Below are 14486 nucleotides of genomic sequence, written 5' to 3' on the forward strand. Positions count from 1 at the left end.
TCCCCGTTGGGTCCGCCCTCCTCCCTCTCCCGCCGGCGCTCGCGCGTCTGTCCCCCCCCGCCCCCCCCCCGCCGCCGCGCCGCGCGGCGCCGCACCGAGCGGACGCGACCGCGGCTTTCCGCTGGAGTGCCCGCGCCTCTTACGAGGCCGGGACGCAGCGGCCCTCTTCGGTGCGGTAGCTCCAGGCGGCGCCGTCCCGGACCAGTTCCTTCACGGCCGCGATGAACCGCTCCACGTGCTCGTCCGGCGTCCCGGCCCCGAAGCTGACCCGGATCGCGTTCAGCGACTTCTCCCCCGGCGCCGCCTCCGGCGCCCCGCACTCTCCCTGCGTCTGCGGGTCGGAGCCGAGCAGCGTGCGCACAAGCGGGTGGGCGCAGAACAGGCCGTCCCGTACGCCGATGCCGTACTCGGCGGAGAGCGCGGCGGCGAAGTGCGAGGAGTTCCATCCCTCGACCACGAACGAGATGACGCCGACCCGCGGGGCGTCGTCCCCGAACAGCGAGAGCACCTTCACCTCGGGAACCTCCGCGAGCCCGGCGCGGACCGTGCGGATCAGGGACTGCTCACGGGCGACCAGGTTGTCGAATCCGGCCTCGGTCAGCGCCTTGCAGGCGGAGGCGATGGAGTACACGCCGATCACGTTCGGCGACCCGGCCTCGTGCCGCGCGGCGCTGTCGTGCCACTCGACGTCCACGCCGCCGTCGACGCGCCGCGCGACCTTGCGGGAGGCGCCGCCGCCGGCGAGGTACGGCTCGGACGCGCGCAGCCAGTCGGAGCGCCCGGCGAGCACACCCGAGCCGAACGGGGCGTACAGCTTGTGTCCGGAGAAGGCGACCCAGTCGACGTCCAACTCCTGTACGGAGACGGGGTGGTGGGGCGCGAGCTGGGCGGCGTCGAGCACGATGCGGGCACCGTGCGCGTGAGCGGCCGCCGCCAGCTCGCGCACCGGCCAGATCTCACCGGTGACGTTCGAGGCACCGGTGACGCAGACCAGGGCGGGGCCCGCGGGGTCGCGCTCGGCGAGGGCCCGCTCCAGGGTCTCGACGGCCTCGCCGGGGGTGCGCGGCGCGTTCAGGTACGTCACCCGGGCGTTCCGCCAGGGCAGCAGCGACGCGTGGTGCTCGGTCTCGAAGACGAAGACCTGGCAGTCGGCGGGGAGCGCGGCGGCCAGCAGGTTGAGCGAGTCGGTGGTGGAGCGGGTGAAGACGACCTGGTCGTCCTCACGGCAGTCGAGGAACTCGGCGACGGTGACCCGGGAGTTCTCGAAGAGGTCGGTCGACAGCTGGGAGAGGTAGCCGGCGCCGCGGTGCACGCTGCCGTAGTACGGCGCGTAGGCCGCGACGTCGTCCCACACACGCTGCAGGGCCGGCGCGCTGGCGGCGTAGTCGAGGGCGCCGTACGTCACCTCGCCCCCGGTGACCAGCGGCACGGTCACGTCCCGGCCGAGCACCGGCAGCGGCGCCCCACAGGCGGGGTCGGCGGAGTCGACGGCGGAAACGCTGGTGGCGGCGGCAGTGTGAGCGGACATGGCTGTCTCCCGGCATGACAAGGCGAAGTGGCTGTGAGGAGCCCGCACGGCAGCCGACAACCGGCTTATGGCGTACGGGAATTGACCTCGACGCACGGCGCGTACACGGCCATGCGGAGGGTGCTGGAGATGGTGAAGAAGGGGCCGCTCGGCCCTAGCACATTCGCTTGCTCACGAGACTGCTCCCTCAAACGACCCAGGACCCCTAGGAGTTCGCGAGGGGTCCGCGCTTGCCGCAAGCCTTGCTGCTTGCGGCCTGGTCTTCACCCAGGGCACCCCGCCACGGACGGAGGGTTGCCGGACAGCGGGCTGGGGCCTCGATCGCTGTCACTCATGACCTTGAAAAGCATCCTGCCATATCTTCCCGGTACGGCAAGGGCGCAGTCCGGATCGTGGACTGCGCCCCGCGTCACACACGCGCCGTTCGCCGGTTCTCAGCGGTGGCTGGCCGTCACCCAGCGCTCCAGGGTCGCCTTGGCCGCGCCGGAGTCGATCGACTCGGCCGCGCGGTCCATGGCGGCCCGGATCTGCTCGGCGAGCGTCCCCGTGCCCGGCCGGACGGCGACGAGCGCGGCGGCCGAGTTCAGCAGCACCGCGTCGCGCACGGGCCCGCGCTCCCCGTCGAGCAGCCGCCGCGCGACCTCCGCGTTGTACGAGGCGTCCGCGCCGCGCAGCGCCTCCACGGGCACCAGGTCGAGGGCCACGTCCCGCGGGTCGAAGGACTCCTCGCGCACGGCCCCGTCGCGGACGACCCAGACCCGGGAGGTGGCCGTGGTGGTCAGCTCGTCGAGCCCGTCGTCGCCGCGGAAGACGAGGGAGGAGTTGCCGCGCTCGGCGAAGACACCGGCCACGATGGGCGCCATCCGCGCGTCGGCGACGCCGACCGCCTGCGACCGCACCCGCGCCGGGTTGGTCAGCGGGCCCAGCAGGTTGAAGACGGTCCGGATGCCGAGCTGGCTGCGTGCCGCGCCCGCGTACCGCAGCGCCGGGTGGAACTTCACGGCGAAGCAGAAGGTGATCCCCGCCTCCTCCGCGACCTGCGGGACCCGGGCGGGCGTCAGCTCCAGGTTGACGCCGAGCTTCTCCAGTACGTCGGAGGCGCCGGAGGCCGAGGAGGCGGCGCGGTTGCCGTGCTTGACGACCTTCACGCCGGTGCCGGCGATCACGATCGCGGACATCGTGGAGATGTTGACGGTCTTGGCGCCGTCACCGCCGGTGCCGACGATGTCGACGGTCTCCCCCGGCACCTCGATCACGTTGGCGTGCTCGTACATGGCCCGCACCAGACCGGAGATCTCCTCCACGGTCTCGCCCTTGGCCCGCAGCGCCACCACGAAGCCGGCGATCTGCGCGTCGGTCGCCTCGCCCCGCATGATCCGGTCCATCGCCCACGCGGTGTCGTCGGCGCTCTGGTCGCGGCCTTCCAGCAGACCGTTGAGGACGGAGGGCCAGGAACGGCCCGCCGCGGTGTCGCCTCCAGCGGGGGGCAATGCGCTCATGGCCGCTCCAGTCGTGTCGGTGAGGATTACGCGGCACCAGCTTATCCAGCGCCGCGGACGGCAAAGAGCCCCCGTCCAGTGCCTGGACGAGGGCTCCTGCCGTGGCGGACAGTTCAGAGATCAGTGATGGCCGTGGCCGCTGGTGATCTCCTTGTACTCCTCGGCGGTGGGCTTGGGGATCTGGTTGTTCTCCCCGTAGAAGCCCTTCGAGAGCTTGGCGCGCGTCTTCTGCAGGCGCGACACCTTGCGCTCGACACCGTTCTCGTCGACCGTCGGGCCGATCTCGACCGGCTGGTACTGCTCGTGCGCCGTGAGCGTGTGCAGGGCCTCGGCGTCGAGCGGCTCGTGCACCTCGATGAACTCACCGTGCGGCAGGCGCTTGATGGTGCCGGACTCGCGCCCGTGCAGCACCTTGTCCTTGTCGCGGCGCTGGAGGCCGAGGCAGATCCGCTTGGTGGCGATGAACACGAGGACCGGCACGACGAAGAAGCCGACCCGGACGAACCAGGTGATCGCGTTGATCGACAGGTGGAAGTGCGTGGCCCAGAGGTCGTTGCCACCACCGACGAGCAGGACGAAGTACCACGAGATCCAGGCGGCACCGAAGGCCGTACGCGTCGGAACGTTGCGCGGGCGGTCCAGGATGTGGTGCTCGCGCTTGTCGCCGGTGACCCAGGACTCGATGAACGGATAGACCGCGATCGCGACCAGGACCAGCGGGAAGATGATCAGCGGGACGAACACACCCAGGACGAGCGTGTGACCCCAGAGGTTGATCTCCCAGCCCGGCATCGTACGGATCAGGCCCTCGGAGAAGCCCATGTACCAGTCGGGCTGGGCACCCGTGGAGACCTGGTCGATGCGGTACGGGCCGATGGCCCAGATCGGGTTGATCGAGGCGATCGCCGCGACGACCGCGATGACACCGAAGACCAGGAAGAAGAAGCCACCCGCCTTGGCCATGTAGACCGGCAGCAGCGGCATGCCGACGACGTTCTTCTCGGTCTTTCCGGCACCCGCGAACTGCGTGTGCTTGTGGTAGAAGACCAGGATCAGGTGGGCCACCAGCAGGCCGAGCATGATGCCCGGCAGCAGCAGGATGTGGACCGAGTAGAACCGCGCGACGAAGTCGCCGCCCGGGAACTCGCCGCCGAACAGGAAGAACGAGAGATACGTGCCGACGATCGGCACGGACAGGACCGCGCCTTCCATGAAGCGGACACCGGTGCCGGAGAGCAGGTCGTCGGGGAGCGAGTAACCGGTGAAGCCGGTGAACATGCCCAGGACGAACAGCAGGAAGCCGAACAGCCAGTTGACCTCACGCGGCTTGCGGAACGCACCCGTGAAGAACACGCGCATCATGTGCACGAACATGGCGGCGAGGAAGATCAGCGCCGCCCAGTGGTGGATCTGCCGGATCAGCAGGCCACCGCGCACATCGAAGGAGATGTGCATGGTCGAGTTGAACGCCTCCGACATCAGCTGCCCCTGGAGCGGGACATAGCTGCCGTTGTACGTCACCTCGTTCATCGACGGGTGGAAGAACAGCGTCAGGTACACACCCGTGAGGATGATGATGATGAAGCTGTACAGGCAGATCTCACCGAGCATGAAGGACCAGTGGTCCGGGAAGATCTTGCGCATGTTGGACTTGGCCAGGGAGTAGATCCCCAGGCGGCCGTCCGCCCAGTCGGCGACGCGCTCGCCGGCCGGGGCCTTCTCGCGAGAAGGCCCCGGCGCGGATGCGCCAGATGTCGACGTGTTGGTGGTCGTAGTACTCATCCGCGCTCCCAGAAGGCAGGGCCGACGGGCTCAGCGAAGTCGCCCTGCGCCACGAGGAAACCCTCGTCATCGACGTCGATGTGCAACTGCGGCAGTGCGTGACCGGCGGGACCGAAGATCACCCGCGCACCGTCGGAGAGGTCGAAGGTGGACTGGTGGCACGGGCACAGCACGTGGTGCGTCTGCTGCTCGTACAGGGAGATCGGGCAACCGACGTGGGTGCAGATCTTCGAGTACGCGACGACGCCCTCGTGGGACCACTCGAGCTCGCGCTTGTCCTTGATGTTCTTCGGCTGGATACGGACCAGCATCAGAGCGGCCTTGCCCATGACCTGCTGGAAGTCCTCGTCGTGCTCCTCCACGCCCTCGGGCTTGGCGAAGGTGAGCGAACCGACCGCGATGTCAGAGGCACGCAGCGGCTCGTTCGTGTTCATGTTGACGAGCTTCAGGCCCTTCTTCCACGCCGTGTGGCGCAGCTTCGTGCCCGGCAGGGGGCCGAGGTCACGAAGAAGGACGACGCCGGAGAGCGGCACCAGGGCCAGCGCGCCGAAGAGCGTGTTGCGGATCAGCTTGCGCCGGCCGAACTGCGACTCCCGCGCACCGTCGGCGAAGTCCGACAGGACCTGCGCCCTGACCTCGGGCTCGGCCTCGATCGGGTGCCGCTCGGAGGCGACCTCGACGTCGGACATCAGGGTGCGGGCCCAGTGGACCGCGCCCGCGCCGATGCAGAACAGGGCCACGCCGAGGGTCACACCGAGCGCGAAGTTGAGCGCGCTGATGTGCCCGATCGGGAAGACGTAGATGCTCTTGTCGACGTCGATGGTGACGTACGAGGCGATGAAGCCGACCGTGGCCAGCATCGAGAGCGTGAACAGCAGCGCCACGACGCGCTCGGACCGCCGGGCGGCCCGCTCCTCGATGTCCTGGATCCGGTGCTCGTGCTCCGGCAGCCCCGGGTCGGCGAACGGGTCGGTGTGATCCGACTTCACCGCGACCGAGCCGTGCCCGGTCTCCTGCTCGGTGGGCAGGTTCTCTTCTGGAATGTCTTGGCTACTCATGACTTCTTGGCCTTTGCGGTCCGAGCGGCGACCCAGATGGCGACGGCGACCAGGGCACCGAGACCGAAGATCCAGGCGAACAGACCCTCACTGACCGGGCCGAGCCCGCCCAGCTTGAGGCCGCCCGGGCTCTGCGTCTTGTCGCCGTTGACCGCGTCGAGGTACGCGATGATGTCCTTCTTGTTCTGCGTGGTCATCGTCGTGTCCGGGAAGGACGGCATGTTCTGCGGGCCGGTCTGCATGGCCTCGTAGATGTGCTTGGGAGAGACACCCTCGAGGTTCGGCGCGGACTTGCCGTGCGTCAGGGCGCCACCTTCGCCGGTGAAGTTGTGGCACTGCGCGCAGTTGGTGCGGAACAGCTCGCCACCCTTGGCGATGTCCGCGCCGTCCGGGTTGTAGTCCTTCGAGGTCGGCGCGACCGGACCGGCACCCAGCGAGGCGATGTACGCCGCGAGCTGGTCGATCTCGGCCTGCGAGTAGATGACCTTCTTGCTCGGGACCTGAGCGCCCGGCTGCTGGGCCGGCATGCGGCCCGTACCGACCTGGAAGTCGACGGCGGCTGAGCCGACACCCACCAGACTCGGGCCGTCAGTGGTGCCCTGACCACCGGCTCCGTGGCAGCTGGCGCAGCCGACGGAGTAGAGCTTCTTGCCCTCGTCGATGGCGAGGGACTGGGAGGTTTCATCGGCCTGCGCCTTGCTCGCGGGCGCGAACGCGGCGTACAGCCCCCCGGTGGCCGCCAGCGCGAGGAGTAGGACGACGACCGCCGCCAGCGGATGGCGTCGTCGTGCGGAGAGCTTTTTCACGGATTACCCCGGTGTCAGGATCTTCTGCGTCGGTGCTACTGGAATGTGTCGGGTACTACGCCCGATGCTGTGATCTTTGAACTACTTGATCAGGTAGATCGTGGCGAAGAGGCCGATCCAGACGACATCGACGAAGTGCCAGTAGTAGGACACGACGATGGCTGCGGTCGCCTGCTCGTGGGTGAACTTCCGGGCCGCGTACGTCCTGCCGAGGACGAACAGGAAGGCGATGAGCCCGCCTGTCACGTGCATGCCGTGGAAGCCGGTGGTCAGGTAGAACACGGAGCCGTACGGGTCGGAGGAGAGCGAGAGCCCGTCCTTCTTGACCAGTTCCGTGTACTCGTAGACCTGACCGCCGATGAAGATCGCACCCATGATGAAGGTGACGATGAACCACATTCTGAGCTTCTTCACGTCGCCGCGCTCGGCGGCGAACACGCCGAGCTGGCATGTGAGTGAGGAGAGCACCAGGATCGTGGTGTTCGTCGCCGAGAACGGAAGGTTCAGGCTCGAGGCCATTTCCTTCCAGTGATCCGGTCCCGTCACCGATCGCAGGGTGAAGTACATCGCGAAGAGGGCCGCGAAGAACATCAGCTCGGAACTCAGCCAGATGATGGTTCCGACGCTGGTGAGGTTCGGTCGATTGACCGACGGGTGCGCGTGCCCGGTTTCTACTGTCGTTGCTGTCGCCACGACCGACATTATGTCGGTCGCTTATCTCGCCCTCACTCCGGGGGGTGCCGTTCGGAGTGTCTGAGGGGTGTGTCCAGCCCATATGGCCCATCGCAGGCCTGTGCGAACCGGTGTTGACGGGGTGTCGGGAAGGGTAGGCTCCGCGCCGAGGACGCCCTAGGACACCCCAGACTGACAACGCCTCGGAGGAACGATGCAGTCGACCGCGACGGTTCTGGTCTACAGCGACGACGCCAACACGCGGGAGCAGGTCCGCCTGGCCACCGGCCGCAGGCCCGCGTCGGACGTTCCCGAGGTTCAGTTCATCGAGTGCGCGACACTCCCCGCCGTCCTCAAGGAGCTGGACCGGGGCGGCGTCGACGTCTGTGTCCTGGACGGCGAGGCGGTTCCCGCGGGCGGCATGGGGGTGTGCCGGCAGATCAAGGACGAGGTCTTCCGCTGCCCGCCGGTGCTGCTCCTGATCGGCCGCCCGCAGGACGCCTGGCTGGCCACCTGGAGCCGCGCGGAGGCCGCGGTGACACTGCCGGTCGACCCGGTCGAGTTCGCCGGCGCGCTGGCCTCCCTGCTGCGCACCCGACAGGCCGTCAGCGCCTGACGTCCGGGCGGGAACAGGCGACTCCCGTACGCCGACGGCGTACGGGAGTCGGAAGTCTCACACCGGGCGGGCTCAGACCTCGGGGCTGAGCCGTGCCTGCTGCGCCGGGTCGGTCTTGCCCGCGGTGGACAGGGCGCTGCCCTCGCCCCACTTCTTCCAGCTGACGTTCCAGTCGCCGAAGCCGTTGCCGAACGGGTCCATCTCCTCGCCGTAGCTGTTGACGACCTTCACGATGTCGCCCGTGCGCACGGTGTCGAAGAACCAGGCGGCGTTGCCCGTGCTCATGCCGGTGCAGCCGTGGCTGACGTTGGCGTACCCCTGGGAGCCGGTGGACCAGGGCGCCGCGTGCACGTACTCGCCGCTCCAGGTGACGCGGGTCGCGTAGTACACCGGCAGGTCGTACGAGTCGGACGAGCCCGCGGAGATGCCGATGCTCGTACCGCGCATACGTACGTAGTACTCCTTGCCCAGCACGACCTTGACGCCGTTTCGGGTCTCGAAGCCGGGCTTGCCCGTGGTGACCGGGATCTCGTTGATCGCCTCGCCGTTGCGGTAGACCGTCATCGAGTGCGAGCCCGCGTCGGTGACCGCCTCGACGCGGTCGCCCGTGGTGACGGTCAGGGGCTTGCTCGCGCCGCCCCAGAGGGTGTCGGTGACCTTGATGCCCTTGAGGTTGCTGTGCGCCGTGATGGTGGCGTGGGCGGGCCAGTACTCCTTCGGGCGATAGTGCAGCGTCTTGCTGTCCACCCAGTACCAGGAGCCGCCGTCCGCGGCGGGCTGGGACTCCACCTTCAGGGCGCGCTCCACGATGGCGCGGGCCTTCTCGTCCTTGACGGACTTGTTGAGTTCGGCCGTGATGGGCTGGCCGACGCCGTACTTGCCGCGCTCGGGGCCGAAGGTGACCTTGAGCGACTTCTCCTTGCTGGGGTTGCCCGTCTCGAAGCCGAGGACCTTGCGGCCCGGCGCGCCGTCCTCGTCCTGGGTGCTCACGCGGACCGTGTACTGGGCCTCAGCGGCCAGCGGGGCCGTGGTGTGCCATCTGCTGCCGTCGGCGGAGAGTTCGCCCGCGACGTAGCGCCCCAGGGCGTCCGTGGCGGTGACGTCGGTGATGCGCCCCTCGTCGCCCTGCGCGGCGACTTCGAGGGGCTTGTCCGGATCCGCCTTCTTGCCGCCCGCGGGCCCGCTGAAGGAGATCTGGCTCGCCGCGTCGTAGGGCTTGGCGGAGAGCGGGTGGCCGGTGCTGCCGCAGGCCGTGACGCCCGCACCGAGTGCGGCCACCAACACGGTGCAGCCCAGAACCGTACGAATGCGCGGTGAGTGGTCCATGAGGACACCGTAAGAAGGTTCGTCACGTCCAGCACGGTGAGTGAGCCGCACGGGGCATGTCGCCCACGCCGAAGGGCCCGGACGCTCCGTCAGGAGTGTCCGGGCCCTTCGGGCACGGGAGTTCGCAACCGGGTGTTACTGGGTCCGGTTCTCGCCGCGGTAGTACTCGAAGACCCAGCCCCACAGGCCGAACATGATGACGGGGGCCGAGAAGTACAGCAGCCACCAGCCGAAGACGACGCCCAGGAAAGCGAGCGCGCCACCGACGGCGAGGGAGAGCGGCTGCCAGGAGTGCGGGCTGAAGAAGCCCACCTCGCCGGCGTCGTCCGCGACGTCGGCCTCCTTGTTGTCCTGCGCGCCGGTGTCGACCCGCCGGGCCGTGAAGGCCAGGTAGTAGCCGATCATGATGCACAGGCCGAACGCCAGGAAGAGCGCCGTCGTACCGGCCGGCTCCTTCGACCACACGCCGTAGACACCGGCCATGATCAGGACGAAGAGGCTCAGCCAGATGAACATCTTGCCTTGGACCTTCACTTGCCGGCCTCCTTGCCGCCAGCGAGAGCTGTATTTCCCGAGGCCCCGTGGCCAGCGTTCTCCAGCTGGTCCAAAGCCGCGATCTCAGGGTGATGCAGGTCGAACGCCGGCGATTCCGAGCGAATGCGCGGCAGGCTGACGAAGTTGTGCCGCGGCGGCGGGCAGGACGTCGCCCATTCGAGCGAACGGCCGTAGCCCCACGGGTCGTCGACCTCGATCTTCTTGCCGTACTTGGCGGTCTTCCACACGTTGTAGAAGAACGGCAGGATCGACAGACCGAGCACGAACGAGGAGATCGTCGAGATCGTGTTCAGCGCGGTGAAGCCGTCGGCCGCGAGGTAGTCCGCGTAACGACGCGGCATGCCCTCGACGCCCAGCCAGTGCTGCACCAGGAACGTGCCGTGGAAGCCGCAGAACAGCGTCCAGAACGTGATCTTGCCGAGGCGCTCGTCGAGCATCTTGCCGGTGAACTTCGGCCACCAGAAGTGGAAGCCGGAGAACATCGCGAAGACGACGGTGCCGAACACCACGTAGTGGAAGTGCGCCACCACGAAGTACGAGTCCGAGATGTGGAAGTCCAGCGGCGGGGCCGCCAGGATCACGCCGGTCAGACCACCGAAGGTGAAGGTGATCAGGAAGCCGATCGCCCAGAGCATCGGTGTCTCGAAGGACAGTGAGCCCTTCCACATCGTTCCGATCCAGTTGAAGAACTTCACGCCTGTCGGCACGGCGATCAAGAACGTCATGAAGGAGAAGAACGGTAGGAGCACGCCGCCGGTGACGTACATGTGGTGCGCCCACACGGTCACGGAGAGACCGGCGATGGCGATCGTCGCCCCGATGAGGCCCGAGTAGCCGAACATCGGCTTTCTCGAGAACACCGGGATCACTTCGGAAATGATTCCGAAGAATGGCAGGGCGATGATGTACACCTCTGGATGGCCGAAGAACCAGAAGAGGTGTTGCCATAGCAGCGCGCCGCCATTGGCGGCGTCGAACACATGGGCACCGAACTTGCGGTCCGCCTCCAGGGCGAACAGCGCGGCGGCCAGCACCGGGAAGGCCAGCAGGACCAGCACACCGGTCAGCAGCACGTTCCACACGAAGATCGGCATGCGGAACATCGTCATGCCGGGAGCGCGCATGCAGATGATCGTGGTGATGAAGTTGACCGAGCCGAGGATCGTGCCGAAGCCGGAGAAGGCCAGACCCATGATCCACATGTCGGCGCCGATGCCGGGCGAGCGGATCGCGTCCGAGAGCGGGCTGTAGGCGAACCAGCCGAAGTCGGCCGCGCCCTGCGGAGTGAGGAAGCCACCGACCGCGATCAGCGAGCCGAACAGGTACAGCCAGTAGGCGAACATGTTCAGCCGCGGGAACGCGACGTCGGGGGCGCCGATCTGCAGCGGCATGATCCAGTTCGCGAAGCCCGCGAACAGCGGCGTCGCGAACATCAGCAGCATGATCGTGCCGTGCATCGTGAACGCCTGGTTGAACTGCTCGTTCGACATGATCTGCGTGCCGGGACGAGCCAGTTCGGCGCGCATGAAGAGCGCCATCAGACCGCCGATGCAGAAGAACGCGAACGACGTGACCAGGTACATCGTGCCGATCGTCTTGTGGTCAGTGGTGGTCAGCCACTTGATCACAGTCGCGCCGGGGCTCTTGGGCCGAGCCGGCAGCTCGTTCTCGTACGAGTCGTCGGCCGCGGCGGCACCCTGGGGTTCGTTGAGGATGCTCACAGGTTGTTCGTCTCCCGGTTCTTCTCGTGGTCCGTCTGGGCAATGCCAGACGGGACGTAACCGGTCTGCCCCTTCTTGGCAAGGTCCTTGAGGTGCTGCTCGTAGCGCTCAGGAGAGACGACCTTCACGTTGAAGAGCATCCGGGAGTGGTCCACGCCGCACAGCTCGGCACACTTGCCCAGGAAGGTCCCCTCCTTGTTGGGGGTCACCTCGAACGCGTTGGTGTGGCCCGGGATGACGTCCTGCTTCATGAGGAACGGCACCACCCAGAAGGAGTGGATGACGTCACGCGAAGTGAGGACGAAGCGGACCTTCTCGCCCTTGGGGAGCCAGAGCGTGGGGCCGGGGTTGCCGGTCTGCGGATTCCGCGTACCAGGCGTACCGACCTCGTAGACACCGCCGGCGTTCGCCGGGAAGTCGTCCACGAAGCGCTGCGGGATGCCCGCGAGCTCCTTGGACGTCTTCGCGTCGCCGCTGACACCGGGCACGTTCTCGACGTAGTTGAAGCCCCAGCTCCACTGGTAGCCGACCACGTTGATGGTGTGCGCCGGCTTGTCGTCGAGCTTGAGAAGCTTCGACTCGTCGCGCGCGGTGAAGTAGAAGAGGACCGACACGATGATCAGTGGAACAACCGTGTACAGCGCCTCGAGCGGCATGTTGTACCGCGTCTGCGTCGGAACCTCGATCTTGGTGCGGCTACGCCGGTGGAAGATGACACTCCACAGGATCAGCCCCCACACCAGCACGCCCGTGGCGAGCGCTGCCGCCCACGAGCCCTGCCAGAGGGAGAGGATCCGTGGGCCCTCTTCCGTCACCGGAGTGGGCATACCAAGACGGGGAAAGTCCTTGTATGTGCAACCGGTAGCGGTCACCAGGATCAGGCCCGCAGTCAGCACCTGCGGCAGCTTCCGCCGCATCGGGCGCCGCGACGAGCGGTCGGAGCCGTTGGGACTCACGTAGCGCCTTCCCGAGAGTCTCGCCCGCGCTGGTTGGCTACGGCCGTCTCGCTGGTCGCTCGCCGCCCTGGCACACGGGCAGGGGTTTGGATGTTTATGCGGACCAAACCCTACTGGACGCTATTTGGGGTCGCGCGGGGAGGGTGCCTAACGCGCCGCGGGTCACTCCGAAGGGTGGGTTGTCCGTGTCCCGGGGGTTTCTGACGGGGGGTCGGAGCGGCTTCCGGTCCGGGGGGACGCGTGGAGTGGCGGCTGCCGGTCCGTTCCGGCCGGGCACGCGGTTCCCCGCGCCCCTTGCGGGGCGCTTAGCGTGGCGGCGTGGCTTACTTCGACGTGGCGTCCTCCGCTCCCCTTCATCCCGTTGCCCGGCAGGCGCTCCAGGCCTCCCTCGACGACGGGTGGGCCGACCCGTCCCGGCTCTACCGGGAAGGACGAAAAGCGCGGCTTCTCCTTGACGCCGCGCGCGAGGCGGCGGCGGAGGCGGTGGGATGCCGGCCGGACGAGCTCGTCTTCACCTCGTCGGGGACGCGCGCCGTGCACGAGGGCATCGCCGGCGCGCTCGCGGGGCGTCGGCGTGTCGGGCGGCATCTGGTGGTCTCCGCGGTGGAGCACTCGGCGGTCCTCCATTCGGCGGCGGCCCTCGCCGATCGCGGCGGTGCGGTGACCGAGGTCGGCGTGGGGCGGGAGGGCGCCGTGTCCGTCCCGTCGTACGCCGATGCCTTGCGGCCCGATACGGCCCTGGCGTGTCTGCAGTCGGCCAACCATGAGGTGGGGACGGTGCAGCCGGTCGCCGAGGTGGCCGAGGTGTGCCGGGCCGCGGGGGTGCCGCTGTTCGTGGACGCGGCGCAGTCGCTCGCCTGGGGGCCGGTCGAGGGCGGCTGGTCGCTGCTGGCCGGGAGCGCCCACAAGTGGGGCGGGCCGGCCGGGGTCGGGGTGCTCGCCGTACGTAAGGGGGTCCGGTTCGCTCCGCAAGGGCCCGCGGACGAGCGGGAGTCCGGGCGGGCCGCGGGGTTCGAGAACATCCCGGGCGTGGTGGCCGCCGCCGCTTCGCTGCGGGCCGTGCGCGCCGAGGCGGCCGGGGAGTCGGCGCGGCTGCGGGAGTTGACGGAGCGGCTCCGGGCGCGGGTGCCGGAACTCGTCCCGGATGTGGAGGTCGTCGGCGATCCGGTGCGGCGGCTGCCGCATCTGCTGACGTTCTCCTGTCTCTACGTCGACGGAGAAACGGTGCTGCACGAGCTGGACCGGGCCGGGTTCTCGGTGTCGTCCGGGTCCTCCTGCACCAGCAGCACGCTGACGCCCAGCCATGTGCTGCGTGCCATGGGGGTGGTGAGCGAGGGGAACGTACGGGTGTCGCTGCCGCTCGGGGTCGAGGAGGCGGAGGTCGAGCGGTTCCTGGAGGTGCTGCCCGGGGTCGTGCGGGACGTCCGGGAGAAGCTCGGGGCGCCTGTGGTGGGCGGCGGGAGCGGAGACGCGGAGGCGGTGACCGTCGACGCGCTCGGCATGACCTGCCCGCAGCCGGTCATCGAACTGGGGCGGGCGATCGGGCGGGTGCGGGTCGGCGGCACGGTGACCGTGCTCGCCGACGACGAGGTCGCCGCGGTCGACATCCCAGCGTGGTGCTTTACGCAGGGCCAGGAGTACATCGGGGCCGAGACACGCCCCGACGGGGCTACGGCGTATGCCGTACGGAGGACCTCTTGAGGGACACCGAGGCGGTGACCGTCGACGCGCTCGGCATGACCTGCCCGCAGCCGGTCATCGAACTGGGCCGGGTGCGGGTCAGCGGCACGCTGACGGTTCTCGCCGCCGAGACACGCCCCGACGGGGCCGCGGCGTATGCCGTACGGAGGACCTCTTGAGGGACACCGAGGCGGTGACCGTCGACGCACTCGGCATGACCTGCCCGCAGCCGGTCATCGAACTGGGGCGGGTGCGGGTCGGCGGCATGGTGACGGTTCTCGCCGACG

The 14486-nt window shown here is 68.5% G+C and carries 13 protein-coding genes and 1 riboswitch; of the genes, 3 read left to right on the top strand and 10 right to left on the bottom strand.

Features of this window, described 5'->3' with window-relative positions; genetic code table 11:
- Positions 1-139: 139 nt before the first annotated feature.
- The 6 genes from AB0J02_RS00005 to AB0J02_RS00030 all read right to left on the bottom strand — a co-directional run bounded on the left by AB0J02_RS00005 (position 140) and on the right by AB0J02_RS00030 (position 7375).
- The gene (locus tag AB0J02_RS00005; RefSeq protein ID WP_363191206.1) at positions 140-1528 is read right to left on the bottom strand and encodes an aminotransferase class V-fold PLP-dependent enzyme; all 1389 of its coding nucleotides are present in this window, start codon (positions 1526-1528) and stop codon (positions 140-142) included.
- 221 nt (positions 1529-1749) lie between these two features.
- Positions 1750-1867, bottom strand: a riboswitch (SAM riboswitch).
- Positions 1868-1962: 95 nt separating this feature from the next.
- Positions 1963-3027 carry an anthranilate phosphoribosyltransferase gene (gene trpD, locus AB0J02_RS00010; RefSeq protein ID WP_363191207.1) on the bottom strand — a complete coding sequence of 355 codons (1065 nt, stop codon included), beginning with the start codon at positions 3025-3027 and terminating at the stop codon, positions 1963-1965.
- A gap of 120 nt (positions 3028-3147) precedes the next feature.
- A complete protein-coding gene (locus tag AB0J02_RS00015; protein ID WP_363191208.1) occupies positions 3148-4809 on the bottom strand; it encodes a cytochrome bc complex cytochrome b subunit in 1662 nt (553 codons plus the stop codon).
- On the bottom strand, positions 4806-5867 hold the full coding sequence (locus AB0J02_RS00020) for a Rieske 2Fe-2S domain-containing protein (RefSeq protein WP_363191209.1): 1062 nt from the start codon (positions 5865-5867) through the stop codon (positions 4806-4808). The genes AB0J02_RS00015 and AB0J02_RS00020 overlap by 4 nt, the downstream gene beginning before the upstream one ends.
- A complete protein-coding gene (locus AB0J02_RS00025) occupies positions 5864-6673 on the bottom strand; it encodes a c-type cytochrome (protein WP_363191211.1) in 810 nt (269 codons plus the stop codon). The genes AB0J02_RS00020 and AB0J02_RS00025 overlap by 4 nt, the downstream gene beginning before the upstream one ends.
- 81 nt (positions 6674-6754) lie before the next feature.
- Positions 6755-7375: a heme-copper oxidase subunit III gene (locus AB0J02_RS00030; protein ID WP_363191212.1), complete on the bottom strand. Its 621-nt coding sequence runs from the start codon at positions 7373-7375 to the stop codon at positions 6755-6757.
- Between the two features lie 184 nt (positions 7376-7559).
- Between AB0J02_RS00030 and AB0J02_RS00035 the strand changes: the two genes are divergently transcribed.
- Positions 7560-7961: a hypothetical protein gene (locus AB0J02_RS00035; protein ID WP_363191213.1), complete on the top strand. Its 402-nt coding sequence runs from the start codon at positions 7560-7562 to the stop codon at positions 7959-7961.
- 72 nt (positions 7962-8033) lie between these two features.
- On the opposite strand, the gene AB0J02_RS00040 is transcribed toward AB0J02_RS00035, so the two are convergent.
- From AB0J02_RS00040 to coxB, 4 genes are all read right to left on the bottom strand, one after another.
- Entirely contained in the window at positions 8034-9287 is a 1254-nt protein-coding gene (locus AB0J02_RS00040; protein ID WP_363191214.1) for an Ig-like domain-containing protein, read from the bottom strand.
- Positions 9288-9422: 135 nt separating this feature from the next.
- A complete protein-coding gene (locus tag AB0J02_RS00045; protein ID WP_363191215.1) occupies positions 9423-9821 on the bottom strand; it encodes a cytochrome c oxidase subunit 4 in 399 nt (132 codons plus the stop codon).
- Positions 9818-11563 carry a cytochrome c oxidase subunit I gene (gene ctaD, locus AB0J02_RS00050; RefSeq protein ID WP_363191216.1) on the bottom strand — a complete coding sequence of 582 codons (1746 nt, stop codon included), beginning with the start codon at positions 11561-11563 and terminating at the stop codon, positions 9818-9820. The genes AB0J02_RS00045 and ctaD overlap by 4 nt, the downstream gene beginning before the upstream one ends.
- Positions 11560-12519 carry a cytochrome c oxidase subunit II gene (coxB, locus tag AB0J02_RS00055; protein ID WP_363191217.1) on the bottom strand — a complete coding sequence of 320 codons (960 nt, stop codon included), beginning with the start codon at positions 12517-12519 and terminating at the stop codon, positions 11560-11562. The genes ctaD and coxB overlap by 4 nt, the downstream gene beginning before the upstream one ends.
- 318 nt (positions 12520-12837) lie before the next feature.
- Between coxB and AB0J02_RS00060 the strand changes: the two genes are divergently transcribed.
- Both AB0J02_RS00060 and AB0J02_RS00065 read left to right on the top strand, forming a co-directional pair.
- Positions 12838-14220 (top strand): aminotransferase class V-fold PLP-dependent enzyme, encoded by a 1383-nt coding sequence (locus tag AB0J02_RS00060; RefSeq protein WP_363191218.1) that lies wholly within the window; start codon positions 12838-12840, stop codon positions 14218-14220.
- Positions 14217-14378 (top strand): hypothetical protein, encoded by a 162-nt coding sequence (locus tag AB0J02_RS00065; protein ID WP_363191219.1) that lies wholly within the window; start codon positions 14217-14219, stop codon positions 14376-14378. The genes AB0J02_RS00060 and AB0J02_RS00065 overlap by 4 nt, the downstream gene beginning before the upstream one ends.
- Positions 14379-14486 lie beyond the last annotated feature (108 nt).

It is taken from the genome of Streptomyces sp. NPDC050264 (genome assembly GCF_040655895.1).
GTDB lineage: Bacteria > Actinomycetota > Actinomycetes > Streptomycetales > Streptomycetaceae > Streptomyces.

Excerpts from the sequence above, each read along its gene's own strand:
- AB0J02_RS00005 (WP_363191206.1), bottom strand. The coding sequence starts at position 1,528 with ATGTCCGCTCACACTGCCGCCGCCACCAGCGTTTCCGCCGTCGACTCC.
- trpD (WP_363191207.1), bottom strand. The coding sequence starts at position 3,027 with ATGAGCGCATTGCCCCCCGCTGGAGGCGACACCGCGGCGGGCCGTTCC.
- AB0J02_RS00015 (WP_363191208.1), bottom strand. The coding sequence starts at position 4,809 with ATGAGTACTACGACCACCAACACGTCGACATCTGGCGCATCCGCGCCG.
- AB0J02_RS00020 (WP_363191209.1), bottom strand. The coding sequence starts at position 5,867 with ATGAGTAGCCAAGACATTCCAGAAGAGAACCTGCCCACCGAGCAGGAG.
- AB0J02_RS00030 (WP_363191212.1), bottom strand. The coding sequence starts at position 7,375 with ATGTCGGTCGTGGCGACAGCAACGACAGTAGAAACCGGGCACGCGCAC.
- AB0J02_RS00035 (WP_363191213.1), top strand. The coding sequence starts at position 7,560 with ATGCAGTCGACCGCGACGGTTCTGGTCTACAGCGACGACGCCAACACG.
- AB0J02_RS00040 (WP_363191214.1), bottom strand. The coding sequence starts at position 9,287 with ATGGACCACTCACCGCGCATTCGTACGGTTCTGGGCTGCACCGTGTTG.